At 74.5% G+C, this 17,594-nt stretch carries 14 protein-coding genes; 8 read left to right on the top strand and 6 right to left on the bottom strand.

Features of this window, described 5'->3' with window-relative positions; translation table 11 throughout:
- Nucleotides 1-17 precede the first annotated feature (17 nt).
- Nucleotides 18-722, top strand: coding sequence for an RNA-guided endonuclease InsQ/TnpB family protein (locus K8Z49_RS15545; protein ID WP_412519359.1), 705 nt, complete (start codon nt 18-20; stop codon nt 720-722).
- A gap of 110 nt (nt 723-832) precedes the next feature.
- Here K8Z49_RS15545 and K8Z49_RS15550 read toward each other — a convergent pair whose 3' ends face one another.
- On the bottom strand, nt 833-1,804 hold the full coding sequence (locus K8Z49_RS15550) for an acyl-CoA desaturase (RefSeq protein ID WP_412519361.1): 972 nt from the start codon (nt 1,802-1,804) through the stop codon (nt 833-835).
- Nucleotides 1,805-1,913: 109 nt separating this feature from the next.
- The gene (locus tag K8Z49_RS15555; protein WP_075022643.1) at nt 1,914-3,323 is read right to left on the bottom strand and encodes a PLP-dependent aminotransferase family protein; all 1,410 of its coding nucleotides are present in this window, start codon (nt 3,321-3,323) and stop codon (nt 1,914-1,916) included.
- A gap of 47 nt (nt 3,324-3,370) precedes the next feature.
- On the opposite strand from K8Z49_RS15555, the gene K8Z49_RS15560 reads away from it, so the two are divergent.
- On the top strand, nt 3,371-4,549 hold the full coding sequence (locus K8Z49_RS15560; RefSeq protein WP_024935805.1) for an MFS transporter: 1,179 nt from the start codon (nt 3,371-3,373) through the stop codon (nt 4,547-4,549).
- On the opposite strand, the gene K8Z49_RS15565 is transcribed toward K8Z49_RS15560, so the two are convergent.
- Nucleotides 4,527-7,493, bottom strand: a complete 2,967-nt coding sequence (locus tag K8Z49_RS15565; RefSeq protein WP_412519364.1) for a BTAD domain-containing putative transcriptional regulator — start codon at nt 7,491-7,493, stop codon at nt 4,527-4,529. The genes K8Z49_RS15560 and K8Z49_RS15565 overlap by 23 nt on opposite strands.
- An 80-nt stretch (nt 7,494-7,573) precedes the next feature.
- On the opposite strand from K8Z49_RS15565, the gene K8Z49_RS15570 reads away from it, so the two are divergent.
- The gene (locus K8Z49_RS15570; protein WP_412519366.1) at nt 7,574-8,437 is read left to right on the top strand and encodes an NAD(P)-dependent oxidoreductase; all 864 of its coding nucleotides are present in this window, start codon (nt 7,574-7,576) and stop codon (nt 8,435-8,437) included.
- On the opposite strand, the gene K8Z49_RS15575 is transcribed toward K8Z49_RS15570, so the two are convergent.
- A complete protein-coding gene (locus K8Z49_RS15575) occupies nt 8,434-8,994 on the bottom strand; it encodes a hypothetical protein (protein ID WP_021598249.1) in 561 nt (186 codons plus the stop codon). The two genes, K8Z49_RS15570 and K8Z49_RS15575, sit on opposite strands and share 4 nt — an antisense overlap.
- A 172-nt stretch (nt 8,995-9,166) precedes the next feature.
- Here K8Z49_RS15575 and K8Z49_RS15580 point away from each other — a divergent pair, with 172 nt between their 5' ends.
- The gene (locus K8Z49_RS15580) at nt 9,167-10,645 is read left to right on the top strand and encodes a hypothetical protein (protein WP_412519368.1); all 1,479 of its coding nucleotides are present in this window, start codon (nt 9,167-9,169) and stop codon (nt 10,643-10,645) included.
- On the opposite strand, the gene K8Z49_RS15585 is transcribed toward K8Z49_RS15580, so the two are convergent.
- Nucleotides 10,632-11,426, bottom strand: coding sequence for an IPT/TIG domain-containing protein (locus K8Z49_RS15585; protein ID WP_412519370.1), 795 nt, complete (start codon nt 11,424-11,426; stop codon nt 10,632-10,634). The genes K8Z49_RS15580 and K8Z49_RS15585 overlap by 14 nt on opposite strands.
- A gap of 109 nt (nt 11,427-11,535) precedes the next feature.
- Here K8Z49_RS15585 and K8Z49_RS15590 point away from each other — a divergent pair, with 109 nt between their 5' ends.
- The 3 genes from K8Z49_RS15590 to K8Z49_RS15600 all read left to right on the top strand — a co-directional run bounded on the left by K8Z49_RS15590 (nt 11,536) and on the right by K8Z49_RS15600 (nt 14,665).
- On the top strand, nt 11,536-13,221 hold the full coding sequence (locus K8Z49_RS15590) for an ExeM/NucH family extracellular endonuclease (protein ID WP_412519372.1): 1,686 nt from the start codon (nt 11,536-11,538) through the stop codon (nt 13,219-13,221).
- A 119-nt stretch (nt 13,222-13,340) separates the two neighbouring features.
- Nucleotides 13,341-13,637, top strand: a complete 297-nt coding sequence (locus K8Z49_RS15595; RefSeq protein WP_412519374.1) for a hypothetical protein — start codon at nt 13,341-13,343, stop codon at nt 13,635-13,637.
- Nucleotides 13,638-13,675: 38 nt separating this feature from the next.
- Nucleotides 13,676-14,665 (top strand): LLM class flavin-dependent oxidoreductase, encoded by a 990-nt coding sequence (locus K8Z49_RS15600; protein ID WP_021598254.1) that lies wholly within the window; start codon nt 13,676-13,678, stop codon nt 14,663-14,665.
- A gap of 17 nt (nt 14,666-14,682) precedes the next feature.
- Here the strand turns inward: K8Z49_RS15600 and gabT are convergent, their stop codons facing one another.
- Nucleotides 14,683-16,023 (bottom strand): 4-aminobutyrate--2-oxoglutarate transaminase, encoded by a 1,341-nt coding sequence (gene gabT, locus K8Z49_RS15605; RefSeq protein WP_412519376.1) that lies wholly within the window; start codon nt 16,021-16,023, stop codon nt 14,683-14,685.
- A 91-nt stretch (nt 16,024-16,114) separates the two neighbouring features.
- Between gabT and K8Z49_RS15610 the strand changes: the two genes are divergently transcribed.
- Entirely contained in the window at nt 16,115-17,593 is a 1,479-nt protein-coding gene (locus K8Z49_RS15610) for a PucR family transcriptional regulator (RefSeq protein ID WP_412519378.1), read from the top strand.
- The last annotated feature ends 1 nt before the right edge of the window (nt 17,594 follow it).

Here is a 17,594-nt window from a genome sequence, read left to right on the forward strand (position 1 = left end):
AGAGAGTCCGTTAGCGTGTGGGCCATGGCGCGGCGAGTGAAGCGGGAATTCAGGTACCGCTTCCATCCAACGGACGAGCAGGCTACGCGCAGACGTCGGCCGCGCTGACGGTGTGGAAGAAGACCGAGGAGCTGGCGTTCCTGGGCGAGGTCTCGTGCGTACCTTTGCAGCAGGCGCTGCGGCATCTTCAGACGGCGTTCACCAACTACTTCGCCGTCGTATGGTCCAGACCTCTTCCTGAAGGCGCCGAGCCGTCCACTGTGACAGTGTCGCGTGACAGTGCGAACCGATGGTTTGTGTCGATCCTGTGCGTCGACACCGTCGCCCCGCCGGATTCGGTGGACCAGGTAGTGGGCAAGACTCGCCTCGTCCGTGAGAACCAAACGGTCGTGATCGAGGACCTCAACGTCCGCAACATGACAAAGAACCACTACCTGGCGCGTGCGATCTCCGATGCGGCGTGGCGGCAGCTGCGGACGATGCTGGAGTACAAGTGCGACCGGTACGGCCGCGACTTGGTCGTGGTCGACCGCTGGTTTCCCTCCACCTGCTCGAACTGCGGCACCGTCACCGAGACGCTGCCGCTGAAGGTCAGGAAGTGGAAATGCGCCTGTGGCGTGGTCCACGACCGGGACATCAACGCCGCTCGTTACGTTTTGGCCGCCGGGCTGGCGGTGTCGGCCTGTGGAGCCAGCGTAAGACCTCAATGGGAATCCTCTTAGACGAGGCAGTCGGCTGCGAAGCAGGAAACCCAGTGGGTGACCGCTGGACTCACCCGCCTTCGGGCGGGAGAGGAAGCCAAGTAGTCCATGAACGTGGATCCAGATCAGGGTCAGGAGGGGGGCGTGGTGGGCTCGCCGCGCCGGACGCGGCGGGCGGCGAGGCGCTCGGGGTCGGGCCAGCGGACGTCCCAGACCCAGCCGAGCCGCTCGAAGATCCAGATGACGCGGGCGCTGATGTCGATCTGGCCCCTGAGGACGCCGTGCCGCGCGCAGGTGGGGTCGGCGTGGTGCAGGTTGTGCCACGACTCGCCGAACGACGGGATCGCCAGCCACCACACGTTGCGGGCCTTGTCGCGGGTCGTGAAGTCCTCCCTGCCGAACACGTGGCAGATCGAGTTGATCGAGAACGTGACGTGCTCGCCGACGAACACCCGTATCAGGCCCGCCCAGAACAGCGCGGTGAGCGCGCCGTGCCAGGAGAGGGTGAGCAGCGCGCCGAGGCCCATCGGGACGAGGAACGTCGACAGCACGATCACGGCGTACACGGGATCGAGGGACAGGAAGCGGATGTCCTTGTCCCTCAGCAGGTCGGGCGCGTACTTGCTGCGGGAGGTGCGCTCCTTGGCGAACAGCCATCCGATGTGCGCGTGGTAGAGGCCCTTGGTGAGCCCCCACACGCCCGGCCCGTACGCCCACGGCGAGTGGGGGTCGCCCTCCCGGTCGGAGTACTTGTGGTGGCGGCGGTGGTCGGCGACCCACCGGACCACCGACCCCTGCATGGCCTGCCCGCCGAGGACGGCGAGCGCGATCCGCAGCCACCGCTTGGCCTTGAAGCCGCCGTGGGTGAAGTGCCGGTGGTACCCGACCGTGATCCCGATGGCGTTGAGCGGGTAGAGGAAGGCGAAGATGGCGACGTCCGTCCAGCCGAGGCCCCAGCCCCACAGGAGGGGGACGGCCGCCAGCAGACCAATGATCGGCGCGACGACGAACACCACGACCGCGATGCGCTCGGGCAACGGGACGGTGCCGGAAATGTCCGGCTGCGGGGTTCGGCTGCCGACGTCGGCGACGCCCGCTGTCATGGGCAGGACTCCTTGTCTCCGGGGACGGGTCAGACGACTGTGTCCCACCGCCCGTGACGCGCGGAATGAAGTCCTCTCACATGCTGAAGCGCCGTTATTAGCACTCAACTCAATAAGCGAGGAGGTCGGCCACCGCCCGGATCCCGTCGCGGATCGCGGTCTCGGTGAGGTCGCCGAAACCGAGGACGAGCTGTGGCGGGTCGGCCGCGCCGGACGTCCGGAAGGTGCTCATCCCGTACAAGCCGATCGACCGCTTGCGCGCCTCGGCGACGACGTGCCGCTCGTCCCTCCCCTCGGGGAGGTGGGCAACGGCGTGGAACCCGGCGTCCAGGCCGGACAGCCGCACGCCGGGGGCGTGGCGCGCGAGGGCGTCCACGAGGGCGGCGCGCCGCGCGGCGTAGAGGGGGCGCATGTGCCGCAGGTGCCGCCCGTACCGGCCCGACTCGATGAGCGCGGCGAGCGCGAGCTGGTCGAGGACGGGCGAGCCGCGGTCGGCGAGCCGCTTCTCCTCCGCCACGGCGCGGGTCAGCGCGGGCGGGCACAGGATCCAGCCGAGCCGGACGGCGGGCGCGAGGGACTTGCTGACCGTGCCGATGCCGATGACATGGCCGGGGGCGAGGCCCTGCACCGAGCCGACGGGCTCGCGGTCGTAGCGGAACTCGGCGTCGTAGTCGTCCTCGACGACGAGCGCGTTCCGGTCGGCGGCCCAGTCGGCGAGGGCGCGGCGGCGCTCGGGGGCGAGGACGACGCCCGTCGGCCACTGGTGCGCCGGGGTGACGACGACCGCGCGGGCGCCGGTGGCGGCGAGCGCGTCCACGTCCAGCCCGAGGCCGTCGACGGGGACGGGCACCGCCTCGATCCCGGCGCGCTCGGCGGCGGCCATGGTCGCGCCGTCGCCGTAGCCGGGGTCCTCGAACGCCACCCGCCGGACGCCCCGGCGGGCCAGGACGTGCAGCACGATGGCGAGCCCCTGGGCGAATCCGGAGCAGACGACGATGTCCTCGGGCTCGGCCAGGGCCGCGCGCACCCGGCGCAGGTGGCCGGCGAGGACGTCCCGCAGCGCCTCGCCGCCGCGCGGGTCGCCGTAGCCGAGCGCCGCGTTCGGGGCCGTGCGGGTCACCTCCCGCTGCGCCCAGCACCAGTCGCCGCGCGGGAAGGACGCCAGATCGGGGACGCCGGCGGCGAAGTCGACGCGGAGCCGCGGCGCGGGCGCCGGCCCCTCGGACGGCCCGGTCTCCCGGTGCGCCCGGACGGGGGCCACGCGCGTGGCGGAGCCCGCCCTCGTGCACAGGTACCCCTCGGCCGTCAGCTGGCCGTAGCACTCCTGGACGAGGCCGCGCGACACCCCGAGCTGGCGGGACAGCTCGCGGGACGACGGCAGCCGCTCCCCCGCCTTCAGCCGCCCGCTGCAGATCGCGTCGCGCAACCCGCCCTCCAGCTGGGAGCGCAGCGTCCCGGCCGCGTCCCGGTCGAGGGGCAGCAACAGCTCCGGCGGTGAACCGGCCCACTCGATCGCCATGAAACCGGACCATACAGCAGGCCGGATCGTCTTCTACGGTCATGGGCATGAGCGAGACACTCCAGCTTCCGAAGGCCGCCGGTCATCCGCGTCCGCGCCTCGTCGGGCGGCACCTGGCGCTCGTGTTCGCGGCGGCGTTCAGCATGCTCACGGGGTTCTTCCTGCTGTTCTCCGTCGTTCCCATGTACGCGGCGGCCGGAGGAGCAGGCGGCGTGGGGGCGGGCGCCGCGACCGGCGCGCTGATGCTGACGACGGTGCTCGCCGAGCTCTCGCTCCCCCGGCTGCTCACGTGGTTCGGGCACCGGCGGGTGCTCGCGGTGGGCATCCTGCTCCTCGGCCTGCCCGCGCTGGCGCTGCCCCTGTCGTCCTCGATGGTGACGATCACGGCGGTGAGCCTGGTGCGCGGCCTCGGGTTCGCCGTGGCCGTGGTGGTGACGGGCGCGCTGGTCGCGGTGCTCGTCCCGGCCGAGCGGCGCGGCGAGGGCCTCGGCCTGTTCGGCATCGTGGCGGGCGTGCCGTCGTTGCTCGCGCTGCCGCTCGGCGTGTGGCTCGCCGGGCGGGTCGGCTACACGCCGGTCTTCGTCGCGGGCGCGGCCTTCGCCCTCGCCGCGCTGGCGGCCCTGCCCGGCCTGCCGCGCGTCATCGGCGCCCCGGACGCGGAGGCGGACCGGCCGTTCGGCATCGCGGCCGGGCTGCGGTCCGCGGCGCTGCTGCGCCCGGCGGTGGCGTTCGCGGCGACCGCGATGGCGGCGGGCGTCCTGGTCACGTTCCTGCCGGACGCGGTCCCCGGCGGGGTCGCGGCGGCGGCGCTGTTCGTCCAGCCGGCGGCGGCCACGCTGTCGCGCTGGTGGGCTGGCCGGGTCGGCGACCGGCACGGCGCGGGCCGGCTGCTGCCGCCCGCGGTGGCCGCCGCCGCCTCCGGGATCGCGCTGCTGTTCCTGGTGCCGCACCCGGCCGCCGTCTTCGCCTCGATGGCGCTGTTCGGCGCGGGCTTCGGGGTCGCGCAGAACGCGAGCATGGCGGTGATGTTCGAGCGGGCGCCCGCCTCCGGATACGGAACGGTCAGCGCGCTGTGGAACATCGGCTTCGACGGCGGGATGGGCGTCGGCGGCGTCGCGTTCGGGCTGGCCGCCGCTCAGACCGGCTATCCCGTCGCCTTCGCGCTGACCGCCGGCGTGATGTTCCTCGCCCTGCCTCTGACGGTCAGCCGGCGAGGCGGGCGCTGATGCGCTCGACGTCGCCGCGCTCCGCCGCGGGCAGCGGCGCGCCGGCCGCCTCGCGGGCGCGGGCGGCGGCGGTCAGCTCCGCCGCGGCCCCGTCGCGGTCGCCCGCCAGGGATCGCGCGCCCGCCAGGCCCTCGTGCGCGAGGGCGATCGCGCGCGGGTTGCCGGTGGCGCGGGCCGCCGCGAGGCCCTCCTCGTGCAGGGCCAGGGCCTGTTCGGCGTCCCCGCGGAGTTCGGCGATGAAGCCCAGTTCGGCCAGCAGGAACGCCAGGCCGGGGGCGCCGTCGATGGCCCGGCACCAGTCGAGCCAGCGGCGCAGGATCGCCTCGGCCTCGTCCAGGCGTCCGCGCCGCCGCGCGGCGAGGGCGAGGCCTATGTCGGCGAAGTTCTCCATCCGCCTGTGGGACTCGCGGACGGCCAGCCGCCCGGCACGCTCGTGCAGATCGTCGGCCGTGGCGAGATCGCCTTCGAGCAGCGCGATGCGGCCGAGGCGCGACAGGCGTCCGGAGACCTCCGTCCAGAGCCCGAGTTCCTCGGCGTCGTGCAGGCCGCTCTCGTGCAGTTCCCGGGCACGGGCGTAGTCGCCGGTGACCTCCGCGAGAAGGCCGAGGGTCTCGGTCGCCTGAAGGCGTCCCCAGCGGTCGCCCGCCTTGCCGAACAGCTCCAGCGCTCGCTCGCCGTCACGTTCCGCTTCGCCCGGTTCGCCTGCCGACAGCGCCTGCGCGGCCCGGGTGGCGAGCGCCGCCGCCTCGCCCCAGACGTCGCCGGCCGCGCGGAAGCCCTCCAGTGCGCGGGTCGCCAGCTCGCCGATCGCCTCCAGGTCCCCGAACCCGGCCCGGACGAACCCGAGGAACCATCGCGCCCAGGGATCGTCGTCGGAGGCCAGCGCTTCGCGGACCCGCGCGTCGCGGTCCGCGGCGTCGCCGTCGAGCATGGTGAACCCGGTGTGCCAGATCCGGGCCCGGGCCCTGCCGGTCCCGCCCGGGACGGCGAGCGCCCGCTCGAAGGCCCGGCGCGCCTCGCCGGGGCGTCCCCACAGGAACCAGGCCCAGCCCATCGCGTTCACCAGCCGCAGCGCGAGATCGGCGTCGCCGCCCCGGACGGCGCCGTCGAGCGCGGCCCGCAGGTTCCCGGTCTCCGCGCGCAGCCGCCGGAGCGCATCTCGCTGGCCGGGTCCGCGAAGATCGGCGCGCTCCACCAGGCCGGTGTAGTACGCGGCATGGCGGCGCCGCGTGCCCTCGTGCTCGCCCGCCTCGTGGAGCCGCTCGACGCAGTACGCGGCCACCGATTCGAGCAGCCGGTAGCGCCCCTCGCCCGCGACGACGAGCGACCGGTCCACGAGGCTCGCGAGCACGTCGAGATCGGCGCCGCAGACCTGCTCGGCGGCCTCCAGCGTGCATCCGCCCGCGTGGATCGCCAGCCGCCGCAGGACGGCGCGCTCGCGCTCGTCCAGGAGCTCCCAGCTCCAGTCGATCAGCGCGCGGAGCGTCCGCTGCCGGGCCGGGGCGTCGCGGGCACCGGACGAGAGCAGCCGGAACCGGTCGTCCAGCCGCGCCGCCAGCCCGGCCACCCCGAGCGCCCGCACCCGGGTGGCCGCGAGCTCCAGCGCCAGCGGGACGCCGTCGAGCCGCTCGCAGACGGCCGCGATCTCCCCGGCGTGCCCGGAGTCCGGGGCGATGCCCGCCCGCTGGGCGAACAGCGTGGCGGCCGCATCGGCGTCCAGCGGAGGGACGGTCCAGAGACGCTCGCCCCTGATCGCCAGCGGTTCCCGGCTGGTGGCGAGGACGCGCAGGGCCGGGACGTCCCGCAGCAGCACCGCCGCCAGCCGCGCCACCGGCTCGGCCACATGCTCGCAGTTGTCGAGGACGAGCAGCGTCCGCTCGCCGCGCAGGGCGTCGCCGAGTCTCGCGGCCGGGTCCGCGCCGGAGCCGGCGTCGTCGCGCAGCCCCAGCGCCCCGGCCACGAACGACGCCACCTCACCGGCGGACGCGCCCGCCCCGAGGCCCTCGTCGAGCCGGACCATCCGGACGCCGCCCGGGGCACGCGCGCCGCGGGCCACCGCCACCGCGAGCCGCGTCTTGCCGACGCCGCCCGTCCCGTGCAAGGTCACCAGCCGCGACGCGTCCAGCAGGGCGGTCACCTCCCGCACGGCCGCCTCCCGGCCGACGAGCGCGGTCACGTCGGCCGGCAGATCCCGCCGCGCTCCGGCGACCGCCGGGTCGTGCCGCAGCATGGCAGCGTGCAGGCCGGCCAGGTCGGGGCCGGGATCCAGGCCCAGCTCGTCCCGCAGCCGGACGCGCAGGTCGTCGTACGCGGCGAGCGCGTCGGCGGGACGGCCCGACCGGTACAGGGCCCGCATGTACGCGGCGCGGAGCCGTTCCCGCAGCGGATGCTCCGCCACCAAGCCGCGCAGCTCGGCGACGAGCGCCGCGTCCCCGCCCAGCTCCAGCCGGGCCTCGGCGTGCTCCTCGACGGCCGCGAGGCGCAGCTCGTCCAGGCGGGCGATCTCGGCGACGGCGAAGGGCGCGTCGGCGAAGTCGGCGTAGGCGGGGCCGCGCCAGAGTGCCAGCGCGTCGGCGAGCAGGCCGGCCCGGGTCCCCGGATCGGGTTCGCTCGCCGCCCGTCCGGCCAGGTCCTCGAAGAGCTGCGCGTCGGTCCGCGCGGCCAGCCGGTAGCCCGGTGACCGGGCCTCGATCAGGGCGCGGGCGTGCGGTTCGGCGTCCTCCAGCGTCCGGCGAAGCTGCGAGACACGGGCCCGCAGGGTCGCCATCGGATCGGCGGGCAGGGCGCTGCCCCACAGGTCCTCGATGAGCCGGTCCGCGGGGACGACGCGTCCGCCGCGCGCGAGAAGGCCGGCGAGCAGCGCGCGCACCTTCCGGTCGGCGACCCGGACCGGCCTGCCGTCCTCCGTCCGCGCCTCCAGCGGACCGAGGACCCCGAAGCGCATACGCCCCACCGTAATCGGGCCCGAACGATTCCCGAACACGCCCGTCGCAGGCTGGAGCCCTGAACGAAAGGGGAAGTCCCATGAAGACATCCGTGACCGTGCTCGGGCTGGGCCTGATGGGCAGCGCGCTCGCCGAGGCGCTCCTGGACGCCGGGCGGACCGTGACCGTCTGGAACCGCTCGCGCGCCAAGGCCGAGCCGCTCGTGGCCAAGGGCGCGGTGGAGGCCGAGACCGCCGCGGCGGCCGTCTCCGCGAGCCCGCTGGTGATCGTGTGCCTGTCCGTGTACGACAACGCCGAGGAGATCCTCACCGGGGACGTGCTGTCCGGGCGGACCGTCGTGCAGCTGACCAACGGGACGCCGCGGCAGGCGCGCGCCCTGGCCGGCCGCGTCACCGGGCACGGCGCCCGGTACGTCGACGGGGGCATCATGGCCGTCCCGCCGATGATCGGACGCCCCGAGGCGCTGATCCTCTACAGCGGCGACGACGTGGCCTTCGAGCGGCACCGGGACACCCTCGCGGACCTCGGCAGGCCGCGGTTCCTCGGCACCGACCCCGGCCTGGCGCCGCTGTTCGACCTCGCCCTGCTGGACGCCATGTACGGGATGTTCGCCGGATTCCAGCACGCGGTCGCGCTCGTCCGCTCCGAGAAGGTCGCGGCGGCCGACTTCGAGCCGATGGTGACCGCGTGGCTGACCGCGATGATGGAGTCGTTCCCCGAGCAGGCCAGGGCCGTCGACACGGGCGACTTCGGCACCGCGGTCTCCAGCGTGGCGACCAGCCAGGTGGCGTTCCCCGGCCTGATCGAGACGAGCCGCGACCAGGGCGTCGACCTGGGCCATCTGCCCGCGCTGCGGGACCTGTTCGACCGCGCGGTCGCCGAAGGCCACGGCGACGACGGGCTCGCCCGCCTGATCACGCTGCTGGGGGAGCCGGCGTCCTAGCCGCCGGCCAGCAGGCCGGACGTTTCGAGGTACTGGCGCCCGCGCGGGGTGAGGTCCCACGCGTTCTGCCGCCACTCCTTGCGGCGCCAGACGACGCCCGCCGCGAGCAGCCGGCGGCCGACGCGGCTGATCTCGGTCTCGTCGGTGCCGAGCTCGGCGGCGAGCTGCTGGTTGGACAGGCCCTGCCGGCGGAACACCGCGACGAGGAAGCGCGCGGCGTGGCCGTCGGGCTGCAGAGCGAGCTGGAGCCCGGACGGGAGCCGCTTGAGCGCCCAGTGGACGACGTCGATGAGCCCGAGGATGCGGCCGCGCTGCTCGCGCTGCGGCCCGTCGAGGGCGTCGGCGTCCAGGTAGTGGCGGTGCAACCACTGGAGCCCGTCCTGGCATTCGACCAGGGCGGGCTCGTCGGCGCTCAGCGAGGCGTCGGTGATCAGCATGCCGAGCGCCGAGAAGTGGCCGTCGCTGATGACCTTGGCGTGTTCCATCGCCTCGATGAGGCGCCGGACCTCGGTCCGGCGGTCGCGGGTGCTGGAGACTGCGTCTGCGCTGACGTTCACGGCTCACTCCCGGGTCGACGAGCACCGCCGGCTCCAGCGTGCGCTCATGCCAAGTGAATGTCAAGTGACACGGGGCCCGCCACTGTCGCGTACGACACTGAAACCGGTGGCGGAGCGAGTTAGCATCGATCCACCATCGGTCACCGCGTGTGTCAATCCCCCGGGGGCGCCTATGACGGATCAGTCGGCCACAGCCGTGTACCCGGCCGGGCCCGCTGATCTATTCGTCCGCCTCTACGACGCGATCGCGGACGACGTCTTCCAGGGCTGGACGGCCACGCGCTGGGCCAGGCGGGAGCGGGTGCGGCGGGACGCGGACGAGGTCGCCGAGACGGTGCTGAGGGACGGCGTCCTCGATCCGGCGGTGACGGCGGAGATCGTCGCCGAGCACGGCGACCTCGGCCGGTTCACCCTCCTGCTCGGGCTGGACATCGCGCTCGCCCACGCCAGCCCCTACTCCCCCTACCACGACGCGCCCGCGCTCGCCGGAGTGCTCGTCACCTACCTGACCGAGGGAAGGCTCAACGGGCCGGAGACGACGGGCGCGCTGCTCCCCCGCTGCGCGTACCCGGGGCGCCCGCGCGGCCTGCGGACGAAGGCGGAGTTCTTCGGCGTCCACCGCGTCCCGCAGGCGGAGTGGGAGCGCCTCGACCACCGGATCCTGCCCACCGTGAACGACCCCTACTTCGCCCGCGACGAGCCCGTCGCCGTCGGCTGCGCGCCGGTGCTGGAGACCTACGACGACGTCGACATCGCGTTCGGCGAGCGGCACGGCATGACCGTCTACACGCTCCGCCCGATGGAGTCCGCCGGCATCCGCAGCCGGATCAAGGCGATCGTCCGGCGGCTGGACGAGTCCGGCGCGCAGCTCGCCGTGATGCCGGAGGCGTCGCTGTCGGACGCGCTGCTGGAGCACTGGAAGGAGGTCGCGTTCGACACCGCCGCCCGCGACCGGGGCCGCCGCCCGCTGCGGTTCCTGCTGCTCGGCAGCGGCCCGGTCGGGGGCGGGGACCCGCCGCCGAACCGGGCCGTCCTGCTGGACCGCTGGACCGGGCAGGAGCTCCTCGTCCAGGACAAGCTGTCGGGGTTCACGCTGGACCAGGGGCAGATGCGGCTGTGGCGGCTGCCCGACGCGCCGGACTCGGGCACGGCCGTCGAGTACGCGCGTCCCGGCACGCGGATCAGCGTGCTCGACTCCTCCCTCGGCCGGCTCGCGGTGCTGATCTGCGAGGACCTCGGCCGGTCGATCGGCTGGGAGCGGGAGCTGCTGGCGTGCGGCGTGTCGCACCTGCTCGTCCCGATCTTCTCCAAGCCGATCCTGGAGCACCGCTGGGAGGACCAGGGCGCCGAGCGGCAGGTCGCCGACCTCGGCGGCTGGGTGGCGGTGTCCAACAGCCTCGCGGTCGGCGCGGCCATCCCCGACGAGGAGCTGCCCGGCCCCCGCTACACGTGCCTGGTCGCGGGCCCGAAGAGCCTGCGCCGCGCCGCGTACGAACTGGACCGGCAGTTCGGGGTCGCCCGGACGGGCGCCGAACCCGGGCGGCTCCCCACCTCCGAGCTGCCGCGCGTGTTCCCGGGCGCGGCCTACGACGTCTGGCACGACCACTGGCCGGACGAGGGGCCGGACGAGGGGCCGGTCACTCCACCGTGAACGGCTCGGGGGCGATGGCCGAGCCTGCGGGGGTCGTCACCACGGGGCGCCCCGAGGTGGCGCCGGCCGGGACGGCGGTCCGCACCAGCGTGTCCGTCGCGTCCACCACGGGCGACCGCACCGCCCCGAAACGGACGCCCGTCGCGGACGCCAGCCCGGTGCCGCGGAGCGTGACCGGCGCGCCCGGCGGGCCGCCCGCGGGCTCGACCGCGGTGATCCGCGGCGCCGGCGCGTGGTCGCTTCCCGGCGGCGCGGGCGCCAGCAGCGTGGAGAAGACGGCGCGGAACTTCTCGGCGGTCTCGCGGGAGAACTGGCCGACGAGCGCGGCGATGGCCGCGATCCCGTACGGGTTGACGTCGGAGGCGCCGCCCGCCGGCGAGGTCAGCCCGCCGCGCACCACCAGGTAGACGATCAGCCCGAAGAGCGCACCGACGAGCGGGAGCAGCAGGTACATCGGCAGCCAGCTCCGGCGCAGCGCCCGGTTGCCGACGTACCAGTAGAAGGACCGCAGGACGTGCGCGATCGCGCCGAGCGCGCCGGCGGCCATGACGATCACGAACAGGCTCGTCTCCCGCGACACGGTGGGCGACCATCCGGGCAGGTGGACGGTCTTCTCGGCCGGGGTGATCCCGCCGCCCCCGCCGGGGCCCGGCCGCGGGCCGGCCGGCCACGCCTGGACGAGGACGACCACCAGCACCGCCGTGAGGGCGAGCAGGACGGCGAACACGGCGATGATGTCGCGGGTGCGGGCGTATTCGGATCCGGCCGATGCCTGGGTCACGGCCCTCCTTCTGGACGGGGTCTCCATAGTTACGACAATCCGTTGCAAATTGGTGGAGTCTTCATTAACGGGTCGCCGGTTCGCCGAAACCCGCCTCTACTCTCCGGCCATGCGCCGAACAGCAGCAGCACTCGCGACCGTCCTGACCGCCGGCCTCACCGCCGGCGCGCAGACGGCCGCCGCGGCGGAGCCGTCCACCTGCGGCACTCCCGCCGACCACCGGATCGCCGAGGTCCAGGGCGGCGGCGACGCGAGCCCCCTGAACGGGCGGACCGTCCGGGTCGAGGGCGTCGTCACCGCCGACTTCCAGCGGTCCGACCAGCTCGGTGGCTTCTTCGTCCAGGACCCGGCCCCCGACGCCGACCCGCGGACGTCCGACGGGCTCTTCGTCTACTCCACCGCGGACGTCGCGGCCGGCGACCGCGTGCTCGTGACCGGCAAGGCCGTCGAGTACAACGGGCTCACCGAGCTGTCCCCCGTCTCGGCCGTCGACGTGTGCGGCAAGGGACGGGTCGCCCCGGCCGAGGTCCGGCTGCCGCTGAAGGGCGGCGCGACCCTGGAGCGGTACGAGGGCATGCTGCTGCGGTTCGGGCAGCGTCTCACCGCGACCGAGACCTACCAGCTCGGACGGTACGGGGAGGTCACCGTCTCCGCGGGCGGCCGCCTCTTCCAGCCCACGGACGGGCACGGCTCCACCCAGGCACGGAACGACGCGCGGAAGCTCCTCGTCGACGACGGGTCGAACGTGCAGAACCCGGACACGATCCCGTACACCGACCCGCGCGTCCTGCGCATCGGCGACTCGGCGCGGGGGCTGACCGGCGTTCTCGGCTACGGGTTCGGCGCGTACCGCTTGGAGCCGACCAGGGCGGCGCACTTCGCCCGCACCGACCCGCGGCCGAACAGGCCGGGCCGCGTCGGCGGCGACGTCCGCGTCGCGAGCTTCAACACGCTGAACTGGTTCACGACGCTGAACCGGCGCGGCGCGGACACGGCCGAGGAGCAGGAGCGGCAGCTCGCCAAGCTGACGTCCGCGCTCAAGGGCCTGGACGCCGACGTCGTCGGGCTCATGGAGGTCGAGAACAACGGCGACACCGCGGTGAAGGCGCTGGTCGACCGGCTGAACGCGTCCGGCGCCGGGACCTACGCGTGGGTGAGGCACCCGTTCCCGGGGACCGACGAGATCCACGTCGCGCTCATCTACCGGCCCGCCGCCGTCACGCCCTCCGGCGCCGCCCGCTCGTCCGACGACCCGGTCTTCGACCGGCCGCCGCTGGTGCAGGCGTTCCGCCCGGCGAAGGGCGGGACGGCGTTCACCATGATCGTCAACCACTTCAAGTCGAAGGGCTGCGACGGCGCCACCGGCCCGGACCAGGACCAGGGCGACGGCCAGGGCTGCTACAACGCCCGCCGCGTCGCCCAGGCGAAGGCGATCGCCGCGATCGCGGCCGGCGCGCGGAACCCCCTGGTAGTCGGCGACCTCAACGCCTACACGGCCGAGGACCCGGTGCGGACCCTCGCGGGCGCCGGCCTCGCCGGGCAGACCCAGCGGTTCGTCCGCCCGGACCAGCGGTACAGCTACATCTTCGACGGGCAGGCGGGCGAGCTGGACCACGCGCTCGCGGGCAAGGCGCTGTCCCGGCGCGTGACGGGCGCGACGATCTGGCACGTCAACAGCGACGAGCCGGTGTTCCTGGACTACAACACCGAGTTCAACCCGGCGCGCTTCTACCGGCCGGACGCGTTCCGCTCGTCCGACCACGACCCGGTGCTGCTCGGCCTCGACCTGCGCTGAACCACGTATTGGGCCGGCCGTCCAGAAAAGTGGCGGCCGGCCCCTGGTTCCGGCTGATCACGAAGCGTATGATCCAGGTCACATTCCTAGTGGCACTAGTGATCGGTACGGTGCGCATCATGACCGAAGCCGTCTCCGCCCCCGCGGTGGCTCCCCGTCTCGCGTTCGGCATCGGCCCGGACGGCACGTACACCCGGTTCGGGCAGGTCGCCGCCTTCGTCCTCGGCCTCCTCACCACCTTCGCCTTCCTCCCGCTGGTCGTCGTCGCCGCGCTGCTGTACGCGCGGGCCGAGGTCCGGTTCGCGGAGGACCCCGCGCGGGCCCGCACGCTGGTGAACTGGTCCTGGCTCAGCATCACCGTCCCCGTGGTGCTCGCGGCGATCGCGGCCGTCGTCCTCGTGGCGCTGGGCGGCTAGCGGGAAGAGGACGGGCGCGCGGCGGGTTGGCACCCGGTATGAGCGTGCGCTTCTCCGTCCTCGACCTCGCCCCCGTCGTCAGCGGCTCCACGTCCGGCCAGGCCCTGCGCAACACCCTCGACCTGGCGCGGCACGCCGAACGGCTCGGCTACCACCGGTACTGGCTGGCCGAGCACCACGCGATGCCCGGCATCGCCAGCTCGGCGACGGCCGTCCTGATCGGGCAGGTCGCGGCGGCGACCTCCCGGATGCGGGTCGGCTCCGGCGGCGTCATGCTGCCGAACCACGCGCCGATGGTCGTCGCCGAGCAGTTCGGCACGCTGGAGGCGCTGTACCCGGGACGCATCGACCTCGGCCTCGGCCGCGCCCCCGGCACCGACCAGGCGACCGCGCTGGCGCTGCGGCGGTCCCCGGAGGCGCTGTCGGTGGACGACTTCCCCGAGCAGGTCATCGAGCTGCGCGGCTACTTCGGCGCGGACAGCAAGGTGACCCCCGCCGCCGGGAACGAACCGCCGGTCTGGCTGCTCGGATCCAGCGGCTACAGCGCGCGGCTCGCCGGCCTGCTCGGCCTGCCGTTCGCGTTCGCGCACCACTTCAGCGCCGAGAACACGGTGCCCGCGCTGGCGCTGTACCGGGAGTCGTTCCGGCCGGGCGCGCTGGACGAGCCGTACTCGATGATCGGGGTGTCGGTCACGGCCGCCGGCACCGACGAGCAGGCACGCGAGCTGGCCGCCCCGCAGGCACTCGCGTTCCTGCGGCTGCGGCAGGGCCGCCCGGGGCCGCTGCCGACGCCCGAGGAGACCGCCGCCCACCCCTACACGCCGCTCGAACAGCAGATGATCGACGCGCGCCTGGCGGACCAGGTCGTGGGCGGGCCGGACAGCGTCCGCAAGCAGCTGGACGCGCTGATCGGGCGGACGGCGGTCGACGAGGTCATGGTGGTCACCCAGGTCTACGACCACGCCGACCGGCTCCGCTCCTACGACATCCTCGCCGACCTCTACGCGGAGAGCCTCACCCCGGCCTGACCTGCCCCTCGCCCGCCCTACTCCGAGAAGGCCTCGTCCAGGACGTCCAGGCCCTCGGCCAGCAGGTCCTCGGGGATGACGAGCGGCGGCAGGAAGCGCAGCACGTTCCCGTACGTCCCGGTCGTCAGGACGAGCAGCCCGCGCTCGTGGCAGCGGCGCGCGACCTTCGCGGTCAGCTCGGGGTCGGGTTCCTTGGTCCCCTCCCGCACCAGCTCGATCGCGGTCATCGCGCCGCGCCCGCGCACGTCGCCGATCGCGGGGTGCCGCGCGGCGAGGGCCCGGAGCCGGGGCAGCATGATCTCCCCGATGCGGCCGGCCCGCTCGACCAGCTTGCCGTCCTCGATCTCCTCCAGGACGGCCAGCGCCGCCTCGCAGGCGAGCGGGTTGCCGCCGTAGGTGCCGCCGAGCCCGCCGGCGTGCACCTTGTCCATGATGTCGGCGCGCCCGGTGACGGCGGCGAGCGGCAGCCCGCCCGCGATGCCCTTCGCGGTCGCGACGAGGTCGGGGACGATCCCCTCGTGCTCGCAGGCGAACATGTGGCCCGTCCGCGCGAAGCCGGTCTGCACCTCGTCGGCGATGAACAGGATGCCGTTGGCACGGCAGAACTCGGCGAGCGTGGGCAGGAAGCCCGGGGCGGGCTCGATGAACCCGCCCTCGCCCTGGATCGGCTCGATCAGCAGCGCCGCGACGTTCGTCGCGCCGATCTGCTTGGCGATCTGGTCGACGGCCTGCGCCGCCGCCTCCGGCCCGCAGTTCTCCGGGCCGGTCGGCCACCGGAACGGGTAGGCGAGCGGCATCCGGTAGACCTCGGGCGCGTACGGGCCGAAGCCCTGCTTGTACGGCATGTTCTTCGCCGTCAGCGTCATGGTCAGCAGGGTCCGGCCGTGGTAGCCGTGGTCGAACACCACGACCGCCTGCCGGCCGGTCGCGTACCGGGCGATCTTGACGGCGTTCTCCACCGCCTCGGCGCCGCTGTTGACCAGGAAGGACCGCTTCTCGTGGTCGCCGGGCGTGATCCGGTTGAGGTTCTCGCACACCGCGACGTACGACTCGTACGGCGCGACCATGAAGCAGGTGTGGGTGAACCGGTCCGCCTGCGCCTTCACCCGCGCGGCGACCCGCGGGTTCGCGTTGCCGACGCCCGTCACGGCGATGCCGGACCCGAAGTCGATCAGCGAGTTGCCGTCCGCGTCGACGACCACGCCGCCGCCGGCGTCCGTCACGTACACCGGCAGGACGCTGCCGACGCCCGGCGGCACCGCCGCGGTCCGGCGCCGGTGCAGCTCGCGGGAGCGCGGGCCGGGGATCTCGGTCACGACACGGCGTACCTGTGGCAGGGCAGGATCCTGGCTGGTCATGCGCTGAACATAAGCCGGGCGCCGCCTACGATGAACCGTACGGGACGGCGAAATCCGTCCGGCGAGGTAGACACTTTGCACAGGGATTGCCATGCCGCCCACGCTGGCCGCCGTCGCGGCCCTCCCCCAGCTCGGCCTCCGGTCGCTCACCGGGCCGCTGCCCGCCACCCCGGTCGTGTGGGTCGCGGTCAGCGAGCTGGAGGACCCGACCCCGTTCCTGGAGGGCGGCGAGCTGGTGCTGACCACCGGCATGCGGCTGACCCCGGCGAGCGCCGCGGGCTACGTGTCCCGGCTGGTCGGACGGGGTGTCGCCGGGCTCGGGTTCGCGGTCGGGGTCATCCACGAGCGGGTGCCGCCCGAGCTGCTCGCCGCCGCCCGCGACCAGGGGCTCGTGCTGCTGGAGGTGCCGCGCCCCACCCCGTTCATCGCCGTCGGCAAGGCCGTCTCGCGGATGCTCGCCGCCGAGTGGTACGAGGACGTGACCCGCGCGTTCCAGGCGCAGCGGGAGCTGACCCGCGCGGCGCTCACCGGCCCCGGCGCACTCGTCGCCCGGCTGGCGCGGCTGCTCGGCGGCTGGGCGCTGCTGCTGGACGCGTCCGGCGCCGTCCAGCACGCCGAGCCCTCCGGCGCCCGCGACCGCGCCGCGGCCCTCGCGCCCGAGCTGGCCCGGCTGCGGCGCCGTCCCGGGAAGGGCGGCCCGGCCGCGAGCGTGGCGCTGGCGGTCCCCGACGACAACGTCGTGGTGCAGCGGGTCGGGCTGGGCGGGCGGCCCCGCGGCTTCCTCGCGGTGGGGACGGCCGCGCCGCTGCCGCCCGCCGCGCACACGATCGTCGGGGCGGCCGTCGCGCTGCTGACGCTCCAGTCGGAGACCCCGCGCACCGCCCGCGGGCTGCGGGCCTCGCTGGCGGCGCTGCTGCTCGGCCGGCCGGACGACGGGCCGGCCGTGCCGCGCGGACCGGTCCGGGTGCTGGCCTGCGCGGGCGGCGCCGCCGTGCTGGACGCGCTGGAGTCCGACCCGGCGGGGGCGCGCTGCCCGGCGCTGCCGCTCGACGGGCACACCGCGGTCGTCGTCCCGGACGAACTGCTCGGGACGGTCGAGCCCCTCCTGGCCTCCACCGGAGCGGTCGGCGTCAGCGACACCGCCGCCGAGGACCTCGGGACGGCGCTGCGGCAGGCCGAAGAGGCTCTGGCCGCGGCCGTGCGCACGAACCGCGGCGTCCTGCACCACTCCGACCTTCCGGGGCAGGGGGTGCTCGCGCTGCTGGACCCCGGCCTCGCCCGCGCCTTCGCCGGCACGCTGCTCGCCCCGCTGCGCGATGAGGACCTGGTGGAGACCGTCCGGGCGTACGTGGCGGCGAACGGGCAGGGCGAGGCGGCGGCGCGGGCGCTCGGCGTCCACCGGCACACGCTGCGGGCCCGGATGCGCAAGGCCGCCGAGGTGCTCGGGCGCGATCCCGACGACCCGGCCGTCCGCGCCGAGCTGTGGGTCGCGCTCGCCATCGCGTCCAATCAGGGCGGCCGGATTGGACGGCCTGGAGACTCCCATTCGGGCGCGCCGGAGATAGCGTGAA

It is taken from the genome of Actinomadura madurae (genome assembly GCF_047130825.1).
In the GTDB taxonomy this organism is placed as follows: Bacteria; Actinomycetota; Actinomycetes; order Streptosporangiales; family Streptosporangiaceae; genus Spirillospora; species Spirillospora madurae.